This is a genomic window from Neobacillus phoenicis (assembly GCF_047302305.1).
Classification (GTDB): domain Bacteria; phylum Bacillota; class Bacilli; order Bacillales; family Cytobacillaceae; genus Neobacillus.
In genome coordinates this window covers 2553734-2573982 of the sequence record NZ_CP154847.1, presented here as the reverse complement: position 1 = coordinate 2573982, position 20249 = coordinate 2553734, and the positions used below count along the sequence as shown (strand labels likewise).

The following is a 20249-nucleotide window of genomic DNA, read 5'->3' as shown; positions in this document are numbered from 1 at the left end:
CTCAAGCAGATGGCTTCATTTCTCTCACATCAGAACGAGTAGTAAAAAAGTGTTTCATCATTGGTGGAGTAACTATGGTAGTTATCAGGACTACAATTACTAAGATTGCAAAAAGTTCTTGGCTAATTAACTTAGTTTCAAGCCCGATTGTCGCAATTATTAAAGCGACTTCTCCACGTGAGACCATTGCAGCTCCAATCCCAAGTGAGCTCCTCAGTGGGAATTTTGCCATTCTTGCGCCTACAGCCGATCCAATCAATTTAGTTAAAATTGCTAGTATACTTAGCCCAATAATAAGACCAATATGTTGTGTGATTCCATCAAAGCTTGCCTTTACGCCAATAGAGGTAAAGAAAACTGGGACGAAAATAGAATAGCCAATTGTCTCAACCTTTTCAAAAATTTCTTGCTTGTAATTGGTCACGCTTATAGCTACTCCGGCAATATATGCTCCTATAATTGCAGCAACACCAGTTAATTCTGCTACATAGGCATACAAAAAGCAAATAATTAATGCAGCTGAAATGAGTGATTCGGTTACTTTTAACGGAGCAAATTTCTTAAGGACCCAAGGAACAATCTTCCAAGCTACTAAAATTGCTCCTCCAAAGAATAGTACCTTTTTAATTATCACCATACTTAAGTTTACGTCTCCACCTGCCATACTCATTAAAAACGCTAATGCAATAATGACAAGAACATCATCGATTACAGCTGCACCCAAAATGATTGTTCCTTCTTTTGACTGCATCATATTTAACTCTTTAAGGGCTTGAACAGAGATACTTACACTTGTAGCTGAAAGCAATAAGCCTAAAAACATGGCCTCAATGTTCGTCATGTTCATTATGATTCCTGCTATATAACCTACAAACAAGGGTACAACTATCCCACTGACACCTACTAATGTCGAAGCTTTCCCAGATCGTTTGAATTCTTTAACATCTGTCTCCAGTCCAGCTATAAACATTAATAAAATGACACCTATTTGACTTATTTCTTCTAATGTTTTTGTTTCTGAGACAAGTCCTAGCACGGCCGGACCTAAAAGGATTCCGATTAACAGCTTTCCTAAAACGGAAGGTTGACCTAATTTTACACTAATGTCCCCTGCTAATTTAGAGGCAAGTAGAATAATTGCTAATTCAAAAATTAATTCCATAATATCACCTTTCCTTTTCTGAAAATTAAAAAGAGTCTGTTTATTCAATAAACAGACTCTTTCCTTAAAACACAAAAAGGTCTGCCAACCAAAGGACATAGATATCCCTTGGTGACAGACTCCTCCAAGTACTTCATTTATTTAATTGATTTCATTATATCAAACTTTTTTATTTTAATCAACCTACTTAATCCCATTGCTTAATTTTATCAATTACCCTTTTCTTCAAGAAGGTAATAAAGGTTGATTCTCCTTTTTGAACTTTTTGTTTATGCCATTCATTAAAGCTTGCTATCGTTATTAAAATTAGTCCGGTGATTAGTAAATAGAACCACCATGGCATATTGCCCCAATACGGTCTAGTTTGGAGAAATACATTTAAAAGCAGGACCCCTGCTCCAACAAAGAAATAAGATTTTATTTGAAGGAACATTCCAGCGATCATTGATAGTAAGGAAAGGGAGCCAATAATGATCGCGTCATAAATTGTATTGCTCGTCAAACCATCTTGTATTAATAAAATTGACACAATAATTAATACTGCCCATTGTATTATTTTTGTTATATCTGAAAAGCGCCCTTTTAAAGTCTTCCGAATAAAAATGACCAAAACAATAAAAGGAAGTACATGCACCTCTCGATCCCATAGAGGAGTAATATTTAATTCGTCTATTATTGCGTAATATGGTTGAAGTAAATATATGCCCCCAAGAATTGACATCACATAGGACACAGATGATGGGACTCTTCTCCTTTGTATCCAAAGCGTTAGCGCAATTAGAATTCCAGGTAAAGCATCACCCCAAAAAAACTGATTCTCCAAAAAATACATACACCCAAAATATAATAAAGATACGAGTGTGTATCCATCTAACTTTATTATTTGGATTGTTTTACCGTATTCGAATAGCTTTTTATATATCATTTGACCACAAAAATTCATGAGTATTCCTAACACGCATACTACTAGCATTTTAAACCATACATCCATTTCAGTAAGGAAAACAAATTCCACAGTTGCTACAAAAGCTAAAAATAGTGGTATAGCGCCTAAAATATCCCACTGAATCTTGTGTAAATAAAATACTAGTAAAATTACATAGACACACGTTACTAGAAAAGGAACCAAGTCAAACGGGTAGGTCGATAGCATACCTGTAACTCCAATAATGGAGAACGGGACGAAAAAATACATAGTACGCTTTTTATATAGTTCATTAGTGAGAAGTATGAAAATGAAGATGATTCCGCTAGTAATGGGGAATTCATACAACCCATAATTGTGATTTAAGACGGTGTTTAATCCTGTTGAAACAACAATAAACAAGGATAGGAAACACGCATAAAGAGATACTTTGATAACCCATTCCCTCAAAGCAACTCTGGTACTTAGTGCATACACCAAGGTAGCCACCATAAAACTGAAACTTGCATCAGATTGATATGCAATCAAAGTAAAGCCAAGGGTCAATGGAAACAAAATATGCCCGGTCAAAAAAAACGCACTTGCTAAGTTCCGGTCCTTTATTCTGCAAAGATAGGCAATGACCAACAGGAGGACAGAACTGATTGACGGGATTAAAGAATCGACAACAATAGAAAATGAAATACTTTCATTAATGGCATGAATAATTGAAAAATAGGCAAGTAATGTTGTCACACTGATTGTATATGGAATCCAGTTTGTTTGAACCTTTTTATAGAGATAGCCATACATACCAATTCCCGCTACTAATACTAGAGGCTGTACCCATAATTCATTAATAGGATTGATAAATGCATGGAAAATGGCAATCGTATAAAGGACTGTTGCAACGTAAAGAGATTTTATGTTTATTTCCATTTCACCAATACTATTCCACACAAATCTGGACAATAAAACAAGAAATGCACCAGCAGCAAAATTTACTGCATAACCGTATTCTTCATAATAAAGCGTAGAGTTAGAACATAACTCCTCACCAAAAGCGACAACTGACAAACCAAGTGAGGATGGTAATATCCATACAGAAAATCCCTGTAATAGTATTCTTTTTTCCTTTTTATATAGGAAATAGGAGGCTACCACAAGCAGGAGGAGAATGACCCCTAATTCCCACCAGAAAAAGAGAGCTAATGCGACCAACATGGCAACCCCCATAATGGCTAATCCTACATCTCTACAAGCATTTTGGATGATTGTTAAATACTTTGATAATGGTGTAAGCCCAAAAACGGTCAATATAATGAAGCCTGTAACTGAAAGAGCTAACGAAACATTGATCGTGAACAGCCATTGAGTGAAAAATGAAATAGCCTCGTAAATACCTGTAGCAACAAAAACTGAACTTAAATAAGGAAATAACCATCTTGGACTATTATAGGAAAGATAAACAAAATTGGCTGCAATAATAAAATAGGCGAGCATAAGTACAATAGAAGCTTCTCCAGCTCTAAGTAGGATTCCTTCTAAACTAATATAAATAAAGGCGAACCCTGATATCACCGCACTTGTATATTGAAAGACTTTTTCTAACTTAAATTTCCCATCTAGAGCATTTGGAACAAACATTATACCAAAACCAACCAAAGCGTAGACAATCTCTCCAAAATAGGTAAGGAAGCTATGCTCAATTAACTGATATGCCCCATAAACAATCAATACACTGAAAATAAAATGATATTCCTTTTTTCCACTGACATACATCATTGATAAATAGATGATTCCTGTCAGAAGTAGATTAAAGCTATAAATAACTTCATTATTAAAGAAAAGAAGCATAAAAAGTGTACAAATAACAAGATTAACCTGTACATATGGAACAAATTCTTTTGTAAATAATTCTAAGGAAATTGTTTTCTTTATGCGATGGTATACAAGTATAAGGACACCATTAAATATCATCATACCAAGATAGAAAAAATCAATTTCTAACTTCACACCTGCTAATAAAAATGCCATCCCTGCAGAAAAGGATACATATGTAAACCACACAAACAATCTTGAGCTTAAGTTCTTCGCAAAGATTATGTAAATAATAATAGGTAAAAAGCTTCCAAGCATTCCTAGAAGAAATCGCCCTTCTCCATAAATGGATAAATAGGAACCTAGAAGGCCAAACCATCCCAGAGAAAGAATAAAGATCGGTAAAAACAAGCTGCCTAAGACAATAAAGGCAAAGGCTGTTTTATCTATATGTAAGATTCTTTTCGCTAAGAAAGCAATCCCATAAAAAACTAGCGCAACAATAGCAATTGACCCACTCTTCATAAAGCTTGTCATTGACTCCCAGTTACTCGTGGCGACAAACAAACCTCCAATTAACAGAAAGATTACACCTATATTTAAGGACCAGGTAATATTCCTTTCACGAATCTCTTCTGGTGTTAGTGACTTTTTCACTTTTGGTGGGTTGGCAGCTACTTTAGGTTGAATAGGTATACTTATTTCTGACTCTTGCTGAATAGCCTCTGATTCTAACAAATCCAAATGATATTGATGATGGGCTTTTGCCACTGTGTCCACAATGGCATCTGATAAATACCCCTCCTCTTTTAAAGTGAATAGCTCTTGTCTAAATATTTTTCTTTTTTCATCTCTTGTATTAGGTACCATTGACTCCCCCCCATTTCAACATCGTATAAACAACATCATTATATAGGAATGGATATTTTTTCCTATAGTGTAATTTTACACTACTTTTTGAATATTTTCCAATATATTCTCTAAAAATAAAATGTATCGTTAAATAATAAAATAGTTTTACCTTTAACCAATAAATCTGTATGATTAAAGAATATGTGAATTAACTGATGGAGGAATAGCATGCTTACTTTTAATGAAAAATTAGCGATTATCGAATCTTTCCCAGAACTAGAAAGAAAGAATGTTTCTTTAGGAAGAATCAACTTTCAGTATCCAAATAGTATTTCTGATAAGAAGAATATTGTTTATCATTTACATCCAAATGGGAATGGCTTTATATATGCAGGACATTTAGGTCAATATGATACGGATGAAAAAGGATTAGTCAATATTCGAGATTTTACTGGTGATCAACTGCGTGATCTTATAAAAGATTCTATACAAGGCTTATCACCAAATGAAAAAATTGAATTTGAAGAAGCAATTATAGGGGATTCAAATGATGAGGAGCGCTGGGTAGACAGTGAAAATAATCAGCTAATAGTGATAAATGAAAATGATGCCTGGAATATTTATTTTGGGTTGAATCTTGATAACAGCTTTGATACATATGAGGAAGCCGTAGAATTTTTGAAGGAAGAAGGCTTTTCACGTAGAGGATAAAAGAATGAACTCAGGTCTGTGCTTGGACATTTAAGCACAGACCTTTTTTAATCACTTTCCTTATCAATCATTTGATCTAACCGGATAATACTTTGTCTTGCACGTTCGTAATCAATAGTTCGATAATGATGGAGACCGCCTTCTTCTTCATCCTTTTCATCTGCCCATTTTACAATCTGCTGTAGTGGAGTTCGCACAATATCGTTTGAAGGCAAAAAAGAATCAGTATGAAATAATATTGCAAGTGCAATGGCTTTCGCCTTTATCGGGTTTTCCCCAAGCCGAATCAAAAGCTTATGAGCTCTTTCTGCCCCCTTTATGGCATGAATATCATTTTGTTTATACAAATCATAATCCCATTTTCCATTTTTATACCAAGTATAATGACCCATATCATGGAGTAGTCCTGCTTTTACAGCAATATCCACATCCTGTTGATGCTCTTTTGCTAAATGGAATGCATGATAGGCTACTGCAATTGCATGGGCAAGCCCTGATCGATTCAAATATTTTTGGGCGATATGATGGTTAAATATATCTAATAGGGTGACGTCTCTCATGCAATCTCTCCTTACTTTTGCAATATAGTATATTTTAATTAGTGTATGAGAATCAACAAATTCATTATATTTTTATAAAAAAAGAGAGAAGAAAAGTTTCTTCTCTCTTAGATTAATTATTTTCAGATGTTTTTACCGTTTTGCTTCCTTTTGGCCCTAGATATTCGTAGTCATTAGGATTGATTGGTGTATAACCCTGTGGTTTATAAAAGCGTAATAGGTCTTTATAAACGATCTCATCGGACATTTGAAGTTCTGTATTCACTTTATCACCAATGTCCTTACAAGCATCATTGTTATCTAACAGGTCACCCGTTTCAAATGAATAACACTTTTCATTGATTTGAATGGCATTTGATGAAACAAAGTCACCATTTCTAAATGTAGCCCAATTACGGTGTTCCTTCGATAACAAATCAGAACCAAACTCCATGTAATCCTTGGTATCTATTCCTAGTAAATGAAGAAGCGTTGGACGAACGTCTACTTCACCACCGATTTGCTTTTGAACTCCACCCTTAACACCAGGGACATGAATAAACAATGGTACACGCTGTAATTTAGCATTAATTGCTGGAGTAATTTCATCGACTCCAAGTACTTTTGCCATTGCATCATTGTGGTTTTCAGAAATACCGTAGTGATCTCCATACATAACGATTACAGTATTATCATATAGACCAGATGCTTTTAAATCATTAAAGAACTGCTCAAAAGATTGGTCCATATAATGTGCAGATTGGAAATACTGGTTAACAACTGTATCACCGTAATCTCCTGCTGGGAAATCAGTATCTTCTGGATCCATTTCGAATGGAAAGTGGTTTGACAAAGAGATAAACTTCGTGTAAAACGGCTGTTTCATATTTTCAAGAATTGGCATCGATTCCTTAAAGAAAGGCTTATCCTTCATACCATAATTCTTAGTATTTTCATCTGACATGCTATAGTACTCAGCATCGTAGAATTGATCATATCCCAATGCTTTATACATGACATTTCGATTCCAGAAAGTTTTATAATTACCGTGGAATACAGCTGAATTATATCCATATCCTTTTAAAATAGCCGGAGTGGCTTGAAAAGTATTCTGAGCTTTATTTACAAACACAGCCCCTTGAGCCATTGGATATAATGAATTTTCCATCAAGAATTCAGCATCTGATGTTTTTCCTTGTCCTGTTTGATGGAAGAAATTTTCAAAATAAAAAGTATTGTTATCATGCGCTAAAGAGTTCAAGAACGGTGTTACTTCCTGACCATCAGGCATTTTATAATCAATCATAAAGCTTTGGAATGACTCCATTGAAATATAAATAACGTTCATTCCTTTTGCCTTACCAAAATAAGCTGGATTTGGCGCTGCATAATTTGCTTTTCGGTAGTTCTCCACTTCAGTAATATCACTGCTGTCTGCTAATGCACGCTGTGATGAAGACTTAATGTTTTGAATCACATCATAAATCGTAAAGTTATATGCACCTAAATACTTAACTAAATAGTTACGGTCAAAAGATCGTGTAAGCAATTGTGGGCGATCTTTCTCTGCTAAACCTAAGTTAAATAAGAAGGTTGTTATCGAAAATAAAAGAACAATTTTAAATGATTTACGGTTTGACACTTTAACGTTCTTGAAAAGCGTTAACGCAAGTGCAATTAAAATAAACATATCAGTGAAATAAAAGATATCAAATGGAGACATTAATGATAGCGCACTATCACCTAGCTGCCCAGCATTTGTTTTAGTTTGCATTAATACAGGTACTGTTATGAAGTCATTAAAAAAACGATAATATGCAATATTTGCATATAATAAAAAGGACAAAAGAAAGTTTGTGATAATCATGACAAGCTTTGTCCTTTTCTTAAATAAAAGTGCAATTCCAAAGAAGAAAAGCGCCGAACTAAGTGGGTTTATCAGTAATAAAAATTTCTGTAGGCTATTATCTATTCCTAGGTTAAATTCAATTTGATAAGCTGCATAAGTTTTAATCCAAAATAATACTACAGCAATAGCAAAAAATGTAATATGGCTATTTTTTATTTTTAAAGGCAGTCTTATTTTATTCATTTTTCTACTCTCCTCTCACTTACCAATCATGCTCCGGTAAACGAACCTCAATTACTATATCATACTTTTAATAAAAATAAAAACATAAATTATGCCATTTTATGTATAAATTAACGCAATAACTTATGCCATTATTTTTACGATTTCGACAATTTCAATCTTACAGCCTTGGGTTATAACCTTTATTTGATTTTCCCTTTTATCTTTATGTTAGTCTCATGTTGGACATGACTCTTTTTCATTTATCATCTATATATGACGAATGAAACTGTTAATGGTTTCACATTTTTTCGATTTCTTTAAAATTGTTTCTTGGTTTGTACGATTAAGAGGAATCATTTCTACATATAATAAACCTCAAACGGGTGTGTAAGCAATATGAATTTAGACTTATCTTTTTAGGGGGATTGAAACATGCCTAGAATTAGGCCTGAATTTACAAAAAGTCCTTATTTTGTTGATGAACCTGGAAATTGGCATTTAAAGCCGGGTGCTCCAAAGGAATTGAAAGTGGAATTAGCGAATTATTTGTCCGGTTTAGAGGATGTAGATGAGCCAGGAACAATAAATGGGATTCAAATTGATTATCCATATAATCATTAATTCCTTAAAAGGAGACCCTCATACTGTCATACAATATATATAATAGAAGAAAGCGGTTACACCAACTTTTAAAAATCTTAATTTTGTAAGAAATCTTTTTTCATATTAAACAATTATTTAGGAGTGATTTCCATGAATGTTAATCGTGTCAAACAAATCTTATCATCTTCTGCAGATATTGAGGTTAAATATAATGGTGCCTCAGTTTGGATTGATCAGTTAAATGAAGATGGTAGAACGGCTACCGTTCACTTAAGAGGACCACTTGAAGAGAGATCAACAGTTGAAATTGGTGAATTAGTAGAAGAGTAACATAAAACTGCCACCTACTGTATAGGTGGCAGTTTTATGTTTATTATAGTAAGGGAAACAATCCTATTCCTTAAACCATATCTTCGTTTTCTTTATCAATATCACTTGGTTGCGGTTGGTCATTGGGGACAATACCCCCAAGAACTTCTTTATTATACCTGTCAACATCTTTACCAGTCGTTGGAGCAATGTTTGCCACTGGCAACTGTTCTAATTCTTTTCCTCTAGGCATGATTCCTCACTCCTTTCCGTTAATTTGTCCATTTTAATGAATTTTACCCTCGAAACTTTTTTCTTTAGCCTGTATTTTTTAAGATTATATGAACTTTTACGTATATTTATTGTCATATGAAATGAACTAGTTCTATTATTAAAATATAATTTAAAAGGAAGTTTATGGGAGTGCATGTCGAAATATGACAATTAATAAGCGGTGGTTTACCATTATCCTCATTTACCTAATTCCCCTTTTCTTAGATCAAACCAATCAATCTGAGGAACTAATTTGGCTTATCTATATTTTCCCTGCTGTATGGCTTGCCTTCTTTTACGGCTTAAAAGGTGGATTACATGCTGCATTTATTGGAACATTGATTCATGGAATAAACGAGTTTATTGAAATCGTTTACAAACATGATGCTTATTCAATGAAAGATATTTGGAGTATAACCATACTAACCCTTGTAAATATCACAGTAGCGATTACCATTGGAAGGCTAGTCGATCAATTAAAATCCGAACAACTCTCCTTACAAAAAGTAATTGCTAAGATGGAGTATATGGCTTATCACGATTATTTAACTGGATTACCCAATCGATGGAATTTTGAGATGAATTTAAAAACTGCCTTAGAGAAGGCGTCTAGGACAAATTCATTAGTTGCTGTTCTTTTCCTCGATCTAGACAGATTTAAATTAATTAATGATAGTTTAGGGCACGCTGTAGGAGATCAATTATTAAAGGACGTTTCAAAGAGGATTCAGCTCACAATTAAGGAAGAGGATTGTCTTGCACGTCAAGGTGGAGATGAATTCATTTTATTTTTAACGGGTTGCTCCACTAAAAAAGAGATTGAATCTATTGTCTCATCCATCCATCAGTCCATACAACTGCCTTTTAAAATTAGAAGGCAGGAATATTTTATTTCCTCCAGTATTGGGATAAGTATTTATCCAACTAATGGGTCTGTATGGGATGATTTAATTCAGCAGGCAGATATCGCCATGTATATTGCTAAAGAAAATGGCGGTAATGGCTATCAATGGTATAACAGTGATATGCAACAAGAAATCCATAATATGGTTAAGATCGAAACGCAACTTAGGAAGGCATTAAAACAAAACGAGTTCACTTTAAACTATCAGCCCTTAGTCGATATTAAGGATGGAAGGATATTTGGATTTGAAGCACTCATTCGATGGAACAATGCCGATTTAGGCATAATTCCACCCTCAGACTTTATCTCTCTCGCTGAAGAAATTGGTATGATTAGTCAGCTTGGTGAATGGGTATTGAAAGAAGCATGTATAAAAGCAAAAACTTTCTCTAAAATATGCCGGGAGCCTATTCAAATTGCTGTAAATATTTCTTCAAAACAATTCCAAGAAGAAAACTTTGTAGAAATTGTTCAGCATGTACTATCAGAAACAAAACTTCCACCATTTCAGCTTGAACTTGAGATAACTGAAACTGTTTCTATGGATAATATCGACCTGGTTATTGCCAAACTAAATTCATTAAAAGAAATGGGTATTAGCATCTCAATTGATGATTTTGGTACGGGGTATTCTTCTATCAGTTATTTGAAATATCTTCCTGTAAATACATTAAAAATTGATCGTTCCTTTGTACAAAATATGTTAAATAACAAAAAAGACAGGGCATTAGTAGAAAGTGTCATCTCCTTAGCAAAAAGCTTCGGTTTTAATGTAATAGCAGAGGGTGTTGAGACAGAAGAACAATTAGAATTATTAAAATCCTTCGATTGTGGTTATGCTCAAGGATATTTATTCTCTGCGCCACTTCCGATGAAGGATTTATATAAATTATTTGAAGAAAACAAGAAAAAAGTTAGTGCATGAATATGTATCGTAGACTTGTAAAATAACCAGCCGCTGGATGAACGGCTGGTTTTATTACTAATTGACAGTACTGTATTTTGCAAGTAATTGAATTGTTGCATCGTCCATAGGCGGATTATGAATTCCTGCTCTAACATCACGGTAATACCTTTGTAACGGATTACTGATTGACAAGCTTTTGGCACCAACTATTCTCATAGCTAAATCTACCACTGAAATAGCTGTATTAGTAACGGTTAATTTTGCTGCTCCTAATGCTGGACCCATCTTGCTCCTTTCTACTTCATTTGAAAGATCCCATTGTTTAGCTACTCCATATAGAAAATATTCTGCCTGCATTAACTGTAATTCTATTTCACCTATTTTTTGTTGTATGTTTGGTAATTCTATAATTGCCCCAGTTATACTGTTTGGAGCATAATTTTTTGCAAATTCAATCGCATAACGCTTGGCTGCTTTGGCGATGCCAAGGTAACAGGCAGGGATATGGAGAAGCCACCCGTTTGCCCTCTTCCCTTCCATGACCAATGTTTCCACAAGAAACTCTTTTGGTACAACTACATCTTCAAGAATTAAATCATGACTTCCTGTTCCCCTAAGGGATATACTGTCCCACGTTTCATCAATTTTCACTCCATTTGTACCTCGGGGGATTAGAAAATTTCCTATGTCATCGGAATCATTTATGGCAGCAGAAACTATAAAATAATCAAGAACAGGCGACATAGTGGTAAAAGTTTTTCTTCCATTAATGACCCAGTTTTGATCTCTTTTTTCTGCCCTAGTTTCTGGTTTACCTCCTCGGGTCGGACTCCCTGTCTTTGGTTCAGTTGCAGCGCTGTTTATTAAAGCACCACTTTTTACACGTTCGCATAGATATTTAAACATGCTCTCGTTCCATGAGTTCTTTTCATGTAGATTCAATATTATCCCCATGTGCCATCCGATGGAAAGCGCAGTGGCACCGTCACCCTCTGCTATTATTTCCTGTAAGCGAATAAATTCATAAAGAGATATTTCCTTTCCCTCATATTTAGTTGGAATTGTTAGAGTTGTGTAGCCCGCATCTTTTAATTCTTGGATGTTTTCATATGGAAAACTTCCTTCTACATCCACCTGATGTGCCCTTGTTAGAAACTTTTTTGAAAGATTTCTCATGAGCTCCAATCGCTTTTCCATTGTCTCAACCGCTCGAAAGTCCACGCCATTCCCTCCCAATTCTATTTTAAAAAATATATATTTATCTTTACATTACCATAAAATTCTCCTTGGGCTCTTTGGTAGATACAAAAAAATAAAAAAGCAATCACGTGAGTGCTTTTTTAGGAAATATATTTATGTTTGTCACTAAATTCTTTTTCCTCTATCGTTACTTCCTCCATTAGTTTTTTTATCTTTTTCAATGCACGATGTTGGGTGGTCTTTACTTTGCTCTCTGACCATTCGAGTGCTGAAGCCGTTTCACTAATGGACATTGAATGGATATATCTCAAAATTAATACCAATCGATAATCAATAGAACATTTATCTAAACAAGAATAAAGGGTATGGAATTGTTCATTTTGAAGGGAAATTTCCTCAGGTAATGGTGATAAATCTTTAAATTCATTTTTATTCCAATCGAACGAACTAATTATTCTTTTTTTCCAGCCTGAATTCTTACGAAAGGAATCAATGGCAACATGCCGGGCAATAGAGAATAGCCAAGTTTTTTCACTGCTCTTGCCTTGAAAAGTCCCATATGATTTGAATATTCGTATATATACTTCCTGTAAGAGGTCTTCAGCTTGTTCTCTGTTATTAACCAAATAAAATAGAAAAGAAAATAGGTCCTGATGATATTTTTCATAAAGCTTCTCAAATTGACCTGGCAAAAATTTCGCCCCCTTTCAATGCATAAGGCGAAATTTGGCCATTAAAAGTTACACTCCAGGGATAAATTTATTCTATATCAATGTTTTTATAAAAAAATTATTCTATATTTGCAAATTTCTCCAAATAACGGTTTTCTCCTATCACTACTAATACATCGCCATGATTTATGATCTTATCTGGTGATGGTGATATATTAATCTCATCTTCATGCCTGATAGCAATTACACTTAAATTAAACCTAGCCCTTAAGTCTAGCTCTCTTAGAGTTTTTTCAATCATGGATTCAGGTATTTTCACTTCTTCAACACTATAGTTTTTTGAAATTTCAATGAAATTTAGTACTTTGGGTGAAAGTAACTGGTGGGCAACTCGCATACCCATATCTCTCTCAGGAAATACAACCCAATCGGCCCCTACCTTATCTAAAACCTGTCCATGAAGCTTATTTAAGGCTTTAGCAATTACCCTTTTTACTCCCAGTTCCTTTAAAAGTAAAACGGTTAGAATACTTGCTTGAATATCGTTTCCTATAGCCACAACGACGGTATCAAAATTTCGTATCCCGATAGATTTTAATGCTTCTGCATCTGTTGAGTCCGCAATAACAGCATGAGTAACAAAAGAATGCGAATCTTCCACTCGTTCCTCATTTACATCGACACCTAACACTTCTTGTCCAGATTCAAATAACTTTTGGGCAATACTTATTCCAAATCTACCTAGACCAATAACCGCGTATTGATTAGCCATTTTCAAGTCCCTCCTTGTACCCAACCTTAGAACAAAAAGAAGGTGGGTTATTTATACTACTTTTACCCTCGGAAGAATAAATTATTTAGCTCTTTGTTCACAGGATACACAAAAAATGACAATATAAATTTTATTTATCAAATGCACATCATGTGTCATACCTCACTGTATTATTTAAAAAAGTGTTCTATAATACTGAAGAAAATTTTTCCATACCTGAAGACTTTGTAAGTAAGACAATATGTTTTAGCAATAATAAAATGTTACGGGAGTTAAGGGGGATAAAAATGAATCAAGGAACAAAACAACTTTTTATTCAAACGGGAAGTCTTGTCGCAGGATTTATGGTTTGGGTGCTCATATCTTCGCTTATGCCTCATATAAAGGCAGATATACCACTCTCATCCACGGAAATCGCTTGGGCAACAGCGATACCGGTTATACTTGGGTCACTCCTTAGGGTTCCAATTGGTTATTGGACCAATCGGTATGGAGCACGAATACTATTTACAAATAGCTTTATCATTTTACTGATTCCTATTGCAATTATTAGTTACGCAAATTCATTATTCATGTTAATACTCGGTGGTTTTATGCTTGGGATCGGTGGAGCAGTGTTTTCCATTGGTGTTACTTCTCTTCCTAAATATTATGAAAAAGCTAAACATGGTTTCATAAATGGAATTTATGGAGCAGGAAACATTGGCACAGCTATTACCTCCTTTTCAGCACCTGTACTAGCCAACATGTATGGATGGAGAACTACCGTAAAGATTTTTTTAGTTATCATGTTAATATTTACAGTTATCAATTTTTTATTTGGAGATAGGAAAGAAAAGAGAGTAAACAATTCCTTAACTAACCAAGTGAAAGAGGTTTATAAAAACCCTAAACTTTGGTTTTTAAGTTTATTTTATTTTATAACGTTTGGTTCTTTCGTGGCGTTCACGATCTACTTACCGTCCTTCTTAGTTAATCATTTTGAACTAGATAAAGTTGACGCGGGTTTACGTACAGCTGGATTTATAGCACTTGCAACCATTTTTAGACCAGTAGGAGGATGGCTAGGAGATAAAATTAATCCTTTTCTAATCCTAATGGCGGTTTTTTTCAGTTTAACCTTTGCAGGATTTCTACTGTCTTTTACCCCATCCTTACCTATTTATTCATTTGGGTGTTTATTAGTTGCCTTCTTTGCCGGCATAGGTAGTGGTGCGATTTTTAAACTTGTACCATTATATTTTTCAAAGCAGGCAGGCATAGTAAATGGGATTGTTGCAGCTATGGGAGGATTAGGGGGTTTCTTCCCTCCAATCATTTTGACTATTCTATTTGATTGGACCGGTCATTACGCAATTGGATTTATGTCCCTTTCCGAATTTTCACTTGCAAGTTTAGTCATTGTTGTTTGGCTATACTATCAGGATAAACTTGATATTTCAGCAAAAATCGTAAACCATGCTGTTGACGGTATTTGCGTTACAGATTTAAATGGGATTATTCAGAGCGTAAATCCAGCTTTCACAAGAATTACTGGTTTTAGTGAGGACGAAGTAGTTGGGAAAACACCTAGTGTCCTTCAATCTGGCGAACATGACAATGAATTTTATAAGCAAATGTGGGATCGTTTAAAAACAGAAGGATTTTGGGAAGGGTATATTTGGAATAAACGCAAAAATACTGAGATTTATAAAGAATGGTTAACTATTACAGCCATTAAAGATGATGTCGGGGAAACAAAAAATTACGTAGGTATGTTCAATGAAGAGAAAGATTCGTAACTAAACTATATGTGATAAGCAAAGAGATCTTCAAAAATGAAGGTCTCTTTTGTTTTGGGTGATAAATTTTACAACTTTTTGTCAAACGAGCTGAGTTCACAGTTCCTTCACTATTTTTGTGACGAACGTCACAAAAATCATGATACCATGTGTCTTATAGTAATAACACAAGGAACAACATGTGATTAGTTATTAAATTAGATTCCATATATAGGAGGAAAAAAACATGGCTCGAATTAATTATTGGAATCCAGAAGATGAAAAATTCTGGAATGCAGAAGGAAAAAAACATGCAAAAAGAAATTTATGGATTTCAGTCCCATCTTTGATGCTAGCATTTATCGTATGGCAAATATGGTCAGTTGTAGCCGTCAGACTTAACGATATTGGTTTCCATTTTACAGAAGAACAATTATTTACACTCGCTGCTATACCAGGTCTTGTTGGTGCGACACTTCGCTTTGTATATACATTTGCAGTTGGGTCTTTTGGTGGTAAAAACTGGACTGCGATTTCAACAGCAATATTAGCCATACCAGCAATTGGTATAGGTTTTGCAGTCCAAAATCCTGATACACCATTTTCAATCATGCTTCTCCTAGCAGCCCTTTGTGGTCTAGGCGGAGGAAGTTTTTCATCATCATCAGCAAACATAAGCTTCTTCTTTCCGAAAAAGGAAAAAGGAACTGCACTTGGAATTAATGGCGGCCTAGGAAATATGGGTGTTTCTGTCGTACAGTTTGTAACACCATTAATTATTACATCAGGAACTTTTGCACTGGTTGGCGATAAACAAGTTTTAGCAAATGGTCAAGAAGTATGGTTACAAAACGCTGCGTTTATCTGGGTCATTCCCATTGTCATTATGACACTTTTAGCAATCTTTAAAATGGATAATGTTCCAGGAGCAAAGCAATCCGTTGCTGATCAATTTGCGGTTGTAAAACGGAAACACACTTGGATTATGACAGCACTTTATGTAGCTACCTTTGGTTCATTCATTGGTTACTCAGCTGCATTCCCACTTTTATTAAAGTCTCAATTTCCTGAACACATTTCACTTGCCTTCCTTGGTGCATTAGTGGCTGCTGCAGCAAGACCTGTGGGAGGCTGGATGGCCGACAAAATTGGCGGCGCAAAAGTAACGGCTTATGTTTTAGTACTAATGGGAATTGGTGCAGCAGGTGTAATTTACTTCTTAAATGGCAAGCAATTTGCTGGATTCTTAATTGCTTTCTTAGTTCTTTTCCTTGCATCTGGAATCGGTTCAGGCTCAACGTTCCAAATGATTCCAAACATCTTTATTCCAAAAGAGGCAGCACCTGTAATCGGATTTTCTGCAGCATTTGCAGCATATGGTTCATTCTTTATTCCTAAATTATTTGGATGGTCTGTTAAGGCGACTGGAACACCTGTAACTGCGTTCTACTTCTTTATTGGATTCTATGTTATCTCATTTGGTTTGAACTGGTTCTTTTATCAAAGAAAAACAGTCGCAGCCAAAACACTTGCAAAACAAGCCGGTTAATCCGGCTTGTTTTTTACAATAAAAAAACTGCCAAATTTCGGCAGTTTATTGTGTTAATCTAATATTTTAACTTTTATTTCCTTCTTACCCCATTCAAGTGCTTTTTCTTCTGAAGGGATAAACACGTCAATTCGGTTTCCTTTGATTGCTCCACCTGTATCTGAAGCGATTGCTTCACCATATCCCTCAACCAGCACTTTACTTCCTAGTGGAATGACAGAGGGGTCAACTGCAATTACCTTAGCACCAGGGTTAGCATTTAAATCGAGTCCTGTTGCAGTAGTTCCGCTGCACCCTTCACAAGATGCAGTATATGCAGTAGCCTTAACGGTGATTTCCTTTGAAGTTTCCTCGACTTTTGTTGTTACTGGAACTTCAGGTTTACTAGCAACACTTGTTGGAGCTGCCTCTACTTTTGTCTCCTCGCTCTTTGAAGTATTTGATTCTTTAGTAGAAACCTCCGGAGCTTTAGAGACTACTGGAGTTTTTGCTGTTTCAACCATCTTCCCAGAAGAAAAGTTATTTATTTCATCATAGATCACTAATTGTAACCCTGGATGAATCAGATCAGTATTTAATTTATTCCATTCTTTAATCATTGCAACCGATACTTGATATTCCTTTGCAATATCCCAGAGTGTATCATCCTTTACCACTGTGTATTGCTTTTCAGTTGCTATCGTTAATACATCTCCAGGATGAATAAGGTCAGTGGAAAGGTGATTCCACTTTTGAATGTTTTCAACAGATGTATTATGTACACGAGAAAGATCCCATAAAGTATCTCCATCCTGTACAGTTAACTCTGCCGCTTTTACATTAGCACCTACAGTTCCTGAGAGTGCAACAACTGCTATAAAAGTTTTGATTTTTTTTATCATTTTTTTACCTCCCATGTTCTTTCGCAGCTAACTTTATTCATCTTAACATGAAAATTTCTGAAACAAAGAACAGGGGCATGTTAATTCGTTTACAAGCATGGCAGTTATATTACAATAACATTTCTGAACAGCTGTATTATAGAAGTTTAATGAAATCATTTCCTACAGTGGTAATTATTGTACATAATAGATAAAAAAAAATAGTGTAGGTTTGACCCTTCACTATTTTACAAAAATATTCTTTTTAAGTTCTCGATATTGCAACAGCGCATGCTTTGTATTCCGCTGTCCCGGATATTGGATCATACTCATTTAATGTTAAGACATTCGTAGGTGTTTCACTCCAGTGAAAACTCATAAAAACAAGACCTGGAACAACTTGATCTGTTACTTTCGCTTTAACTTTGAGCTCACCTCTCCGAGATCGGACCTGAACGATCTCTCCATCAGAAATTCCTAGTTTACTAGCGTCTTCAGGATGAATATCAACTGTCTCTTCTGTTTGTTTCACCTTAACTCCTGCTGCATAATGGCGTGTTTGTGTATGTGTATTATAGGACTCATAGCGCCGTCCAGTCGTCAACATGAAAGGATATTCACGATCCGGCAGCTCTAGAGGCTCTGTATAGTCCACAGGTACAAAAGGCGCTTTTTTCACTACAGTGTCCTGTTGATGGAACCTCTCATGCATAACAAATGTGCCTGGATGGACTTCATCAGGACAAGGATAATGAAGACTATACTCTTTCTCGAGTCTCTCATAAGAAATTCCACCGTACATTTCCCATGCTAGCCTTCTTATTTCATTCCAAATTTCCTCACTATTTTCATAGTGCATAGAATAGCCCATTAGGGTAGACAGTTCACAAAGGATTTCCCAGTCTTCTTTCGTATTAGGGTGTGCCTCAACAGCTTTTCGAACGCGTTGAATTCTTCTATCTGTATTTGTATAGGTCCCTTCTACTTCTCCCCAGGATCGGGCAGGTAATACAACATCAGCTAATTTAGCTGTTTCTGTTAAGAAAATATCTTGCACAATTAATAAATCAAGCTTTTTAAATATTTCTTTTGTATGGTTCATATGGACATCGGCTAGGATTGGATTTTCTCCAATGACATAGAGTGCCTTTAGCTCACCCATCTCTAAACGATCAAAGGTACGTGTTTGCGTGTCACCAGCCTGTGGATTAAGGACCACATTCCATTCCTTCTCAAAACGTGCTCTGAATTCATCATTTGCCAGGCTCAATGCTCCAGTCAACTGGTTCGGTAAACATCCCATGTCACCTGCACCCTGGACATTATTTTGCCCTCTTAGTGGCATGATTCCTGCACCTTGTTTACCTATATTACCAGTTAATAATGCTAAATTGGCAATATCAAATACATTATTTACCCCACAATGATGTTCAGTAATGCCCAAGGTATATGCAATCATAGAACCACTCGATGCAGCATATTCTCTAGCGGTTGCTATAATTTCCTCAGCTTTTACGCCGGTTATTGCAGCAGCATATTCAGGAGTGTACGGATCTACCTGTTTTTTTAATTTTTCAAAGTCAACAGTAAATTGTTCAATAAACGTTGGATCAAATAGACTTTCTTCCAAAATAACTCGTATGAAGGAATTAATAAGCGCAATGTCAGAACCTACATTTATTTGTAAATGGCGATGTGCCACTTTTACCATATCTATTTTCCTTGGATCTATAACAATTATTTTTAATCCCGACTTTGCTGCTTTCTTGATTCGATTGGCGATAATAGGATGTGCTTCTGTTGTATTTGAACCCATTAAGAGTAGTACTTCTGCTTTATCAAAGTCTTCAAGTGTATTCGTAGGGAAACCGCTTCCAAAAACAGTTGCCAGACCGGCAACGCTAGGAGCATGTCACGTTCGGTTACAACCATCTATATTGTTACTATTAATAACTGTCCTCATAAATTTTTGAGTTATGAAATTGGATTCATTTGTACTTCTTGCACAGGCAAACATGCTAATAGCATTAGAGCCCCAAGTACTCTTGATCTGATTAAGGTTCTTAGCAATATATTGATAGGCTTCTTCCCATGTTGTTTCCACCAGTTTACCCGCTTTACGGATGAGTGGAGATGTTAACCTATTCTTAGCTTGAACATATTCATAGGCAAACGCTCCTTTTACACATGTTTGCCCTTTATTTACAGGCGCTTCCTTGTCACCTCTTATTTTCATTATTTTATTGTCTTGAACTTCTAGAACTAAGCCACAACCTGTACCACAATAACCGCATATTGTTTTAACAAAGTTTGGTTCCCCCACGTTCTTTCCTCCCTTACAATCATTAATACCTATATAACTATCTTAATCTATTTAT

Annotated in this window: 16 protein-coding genes; 6 read left to right on the top strand and 10 right to left on the bottom strand. The window is 35.3% G+C overall.

The window, feature by feature from the left end; translation table 11 throughout:
• Position 1: 1 nt before the first annotated feature.
• Together AA0X95_RS13335 and AA0X95_RS13330 are read right to left on the bottom strand one after the other, a co-directional pair.
• The gene (locus AA0X95_RS13335; protein WP_413309569.1) at positions 2-1162 is read right to left on the bottom strand and encodes a cation:proton antiporter; all 1161 of its coding nucleotides are present in this window, start codon (positions 1160-1162) and stop codon (positions 2-4) included.
• Between the two features lie 187 nt (positions 1163-1349).
• Complete coding sequence (locus AA0X95_RS13330; protein WP_413309567.1) at positions 1350-4757, bottom strand: hypothetical protein; 3408 nt, start codon at positions 4755-4757, stop codon at positions 1350-1352.
• A gap of 210 nt (positions 4758-4967) precedes the next feature.
• Between AA0X95_RS13330 and AA0X95_RS13325 the strand changes: the two genes are divergently transcribed.
• Positions 4968-5450, top strand: a complete 483-nt coding sequence (locus tag AA0X95_RS13325; protein WP_413309565.1) for a hypothetical protein — start codon at positions 4968-4970, stop codon at positions 5448-5450.
• Between the two features lie 47 nt (positions 5451-5497).
• On the opposite strand, the gene AA0X95_RS13320 is transcribed toward AA0X95_RS13325, so the two are convergent.
• Both AA0X95_RS13320 and AA0X95_RS13315 read right to left on the bottom strand, forming a co-directional pair.
• Complete coding sequence (locus AA0X95_RS13320; RefSeq protein ID WP_413309563.1) at positions 5498-6010, bottom strand: HD domain-containing protein; 513 nt, start codon at positions 6008-6010, stop codon at positions 5498-5500.
• 112 nt (positions 6011-6122) lie between these two features.
• A complete protein-coding gene (locus tag AA0X95_RS13315) occupies positions 6123-8081 on the bottom strand; it encodes an LTA synthase family protein (RefSeq protein WP_413309561.1) in 1959 nt (652 codons plus the stop codon).
• A 414-nt stretch (positions 8082-8495) separates the two neighbouring features.
• Between AA0X95_RS13315 and AA0X95_RS13310 the strand changes: the two genes are divergently transcribed.
• Both AA0X95_RS13310 and AA0X95_RS13305 read left to right on the top strand, forming a co-directional pair.
• The gene (locus AA0X95_RS13310; protein WP_413309559.1) at positions 8496-8684 is read left to right on the top strand and encodes a hypothetical protein; all 189 of its coding nucleotides are present in this window, start codon (positions 8496-8498) and stop codon (positions 8682-8684) included.
• A 132-nt stretch (positions 8685-8816) separates the two neighbouring features.
• Positions 8817-8996, top strand: a complete 180-nt coding sequence (locus AA0X95_RS13305) for a small, acid-soluble spore protein, H family (RefSeq protein WP_413309557.1) — start codon at positions 8817-8819, stop codon at positions 8994-8996.
• 70 nt (positions 8997-9066) lie between these two features.
• Here the strand turns inward: AA0X95_RS13305 and AA0X95_RS13300 are convergent, their stop codons facing one another.
• Entirely contained in the window at positions 9067-9228 is a 162-nt protein-coding gene (locus AA0X95_RS13300; RefSeq protein ID WP_413309555.1) for a hypothetical protein, read from the bottom strand.
• Between the two features lie 184 nt (positions 9229-9412).
• Here AA0X95_RS13300 and AA0X95_RS13295 point away from each other — a divergent pair, with 184 nt between their 5' ends.
• Entirely contained in the window at positions 9413-11077 is a 1665-nt protein-coding gene (locus tag AA0X95_RS13295) for a putative bifunctional diguanylate cyclase/phosphodiesterase (RefSeq protein ID WP_413309553.1), read from the top strand.
• 57 nt (positions 11078-11134) lie between these two features.
• Here AA0X95_RS13295 and AA0X95_RS13290 read toward each other — a convergent pair whose 3' ends face one another.
• The 3 genes from AA0X95_RS13290 to AA0X95_RS13280 all read right to left on the bottom strand — a co-directional run bounded on the left by AA0X95_RS13290 (position 11135) and on the right by AA0X95_RS13280 (position 13702).
• On the bottom strand, positions 11135-12256 hold the full coding sequence (locus tag AA0X95_RS13290; RefSeq protein WP_413310028.1) for an acyl-CoA dehydrogenase family protein: 1122 nt from the start codon (positions 12254-12256) through the stop codon (positions 11135-11137).
• A gap of 143 nt (positions 12257-12399) precedes the next feature.
• Positions 12400-12951, bottom strand: coding sequence for an RNA polymerase sigma factor SigX (sigX, locus tag AA0X95_RS13285; RefSeq protein WP_413309551.1), 552 nt, complete (start codon positions 12949-12951; stop codon positions 12400-12402).
• Positions 12952-13048: 97 nt separating this feature from the next.
• On the bottom strand, positions 13049-13702 hold the full coding sequence (locus AA0X95_RS13280; protein WP_413309549.1) for a potassium channel family protein: 654 nt from the start codon (positions 13700-13702) through the stop codon (positions 13049-13051).
• Between the two features lie 287 nt (positions 13703-13989).
• On the opposite strand from AA0X95_RS13280, the gene AA0X95_RS13275 reads away from it, so the two are divergent.
• Positions 13990-15483 (top strand): MFS transporter, encoded by a 1494-nt coding sequence (locus AA0X95_RS13275; protein WP_413309547.1) that lies wholly within the window; start codon positions 13990-13992, stop codon positions 15481-15483.
• A 226-nt stretch (positions 15484-15709) separates the two neighbouring features.
• Positions 15710-17011, top strand: a complete 1302-nt coding sequence (locus AA0X95_RS13270) for a NarK family nitrate/nitrite MFS transporter (protein WP_413309545.1) — start codon at positions 15710-15712, stop codon at positions 17009-17011.
• 53 nt (positions 17012-17064) lie between these two features.
• On the opposite strand, the gene AA0X95_RS13265 is transcribed toward AA0X95_RS13270, so the two are convergent.
• Both AA0X95_RS13265 and fdhF read right to left on the bottom strand, forming a co-directional pair.
• Positions 17065-17892, bottom strand: a complete 828-nt coding sequence (locus AA0X95_RS13265) for a LysM peptidoglycan-binding domain-containing protein (protein ID WP_413309543.1) — start codon at positions 17890-17892, stop codon at positions 17065-17067.
• Between the two features lie 244 nt (positions 17893-18136).
• On the bottom strand, positions 18137-20194 hold the full coding sequence (gene fdhF / locus AA0X95_RS13260; RefSeq protein WP_413309541.1) for a formate dehydrogenase subunit alpha: 2058 nt from the start codon (positions 20192-20194) through the stop codon (positions 18137-18139).
• Positions 20195-20249 lie beyond the last annotated feature (55 nt).

Coding starts and splice junctions, on each gene's coding strand:
- AA0X95_RS13335 (WP_413309569.1), bottom strand. CDS start 1,162: ATGGAATTAATTTTTGAATTAGCAATTATTCTACTTGCCTCTAAATTA.
- AA0X95_RS13330 (WP_413309567.1), bottom strand. CDS start 4,757: ATGGTACCTAATACAAGAGATGAAAAAAGAAAAATATTTAGACAAGAG.
- AA0X95_RS13325 (WP_413309565.1), top strand. CDS start 4,968: ATGCTTACTTTTAATGAAAAATTAGCGATTATCGAATCTTTCCCAGAA.
- AA0X95_RS13320 (WP_413309563.1), bottom strand. CDS start 6,010: ATGAGAGACGTCACCCTATTAGATATATTTAACCATCATATCGCCCAA.
- AA0X95_RS13315 (WP_413309561.1), bottom strand. CDS start 8,081: ATGAATAAAATAAGACTGCCTTTAAAAATAAAAAATAGCCATATTACA.
- AA0X95_RS13310 (WP_413309559.1), top strand. CDS start 8,496: ATGCCTAGAATTAGGCCTGAATTTACAAAAAGTCCTTATTTTGTTGAT.
- AA0X95_RS13305 (WP_413309557.1), top strand. CDS start 8,817: ATGAATGTTAATCGTGTCAAACAAATCTTATCATCTTCTGCAGATATT.
- AA0X95_RS13300 (WP_413309555.1), bottom strand. CDS start 9,228: ATGCCTAGAGGAAAAGAATTAGAACAGTTGCCAGTGGCAAACATTGCT.
- AA0X95_RS13295 (WP_413309553.1), top strand. CDS start 9,413: ATGACAATTAATAAGCGGTGGTTTACCATTATCCTCATTTACCTAATT.
- AA0X95_RS13290 (WP_413310028.1), bottom strand. CDS start 12,256: ATGGAAAAGCGATTGGAGCTCATGAGAAATCTTTCAAAAAAGTTTCTA.
- AA0X95_RS13280 (WP_413309549.1), bottom strand. CDS start 13,702: ATGGCTAATCAATACGCGGTTATTGGTCTAGGTAGATTTGGAATAAGT.
- AA0X95_RS13275 (WP_413309547.1), top strand. CDS start 13,990: ATGAATCAAGGAACAAAACAACTTTTTATTCAAACGGGAAGTCTTGTC.
- AA0X95_RS13270 (WP_413309545.1), top strand. CDS start 15,710: ATGGCTCGAATTAATTATTGGAATCCAGAAGATGAAAAATTCTGGAAT.
- AA0X95_RS13265 (WP_413309543.1), bottom strand. CDS start 17,892: ATGATAAAAAAAATCAAAACTTTTATAGCAGTTGTTGCACTCTCAGGA.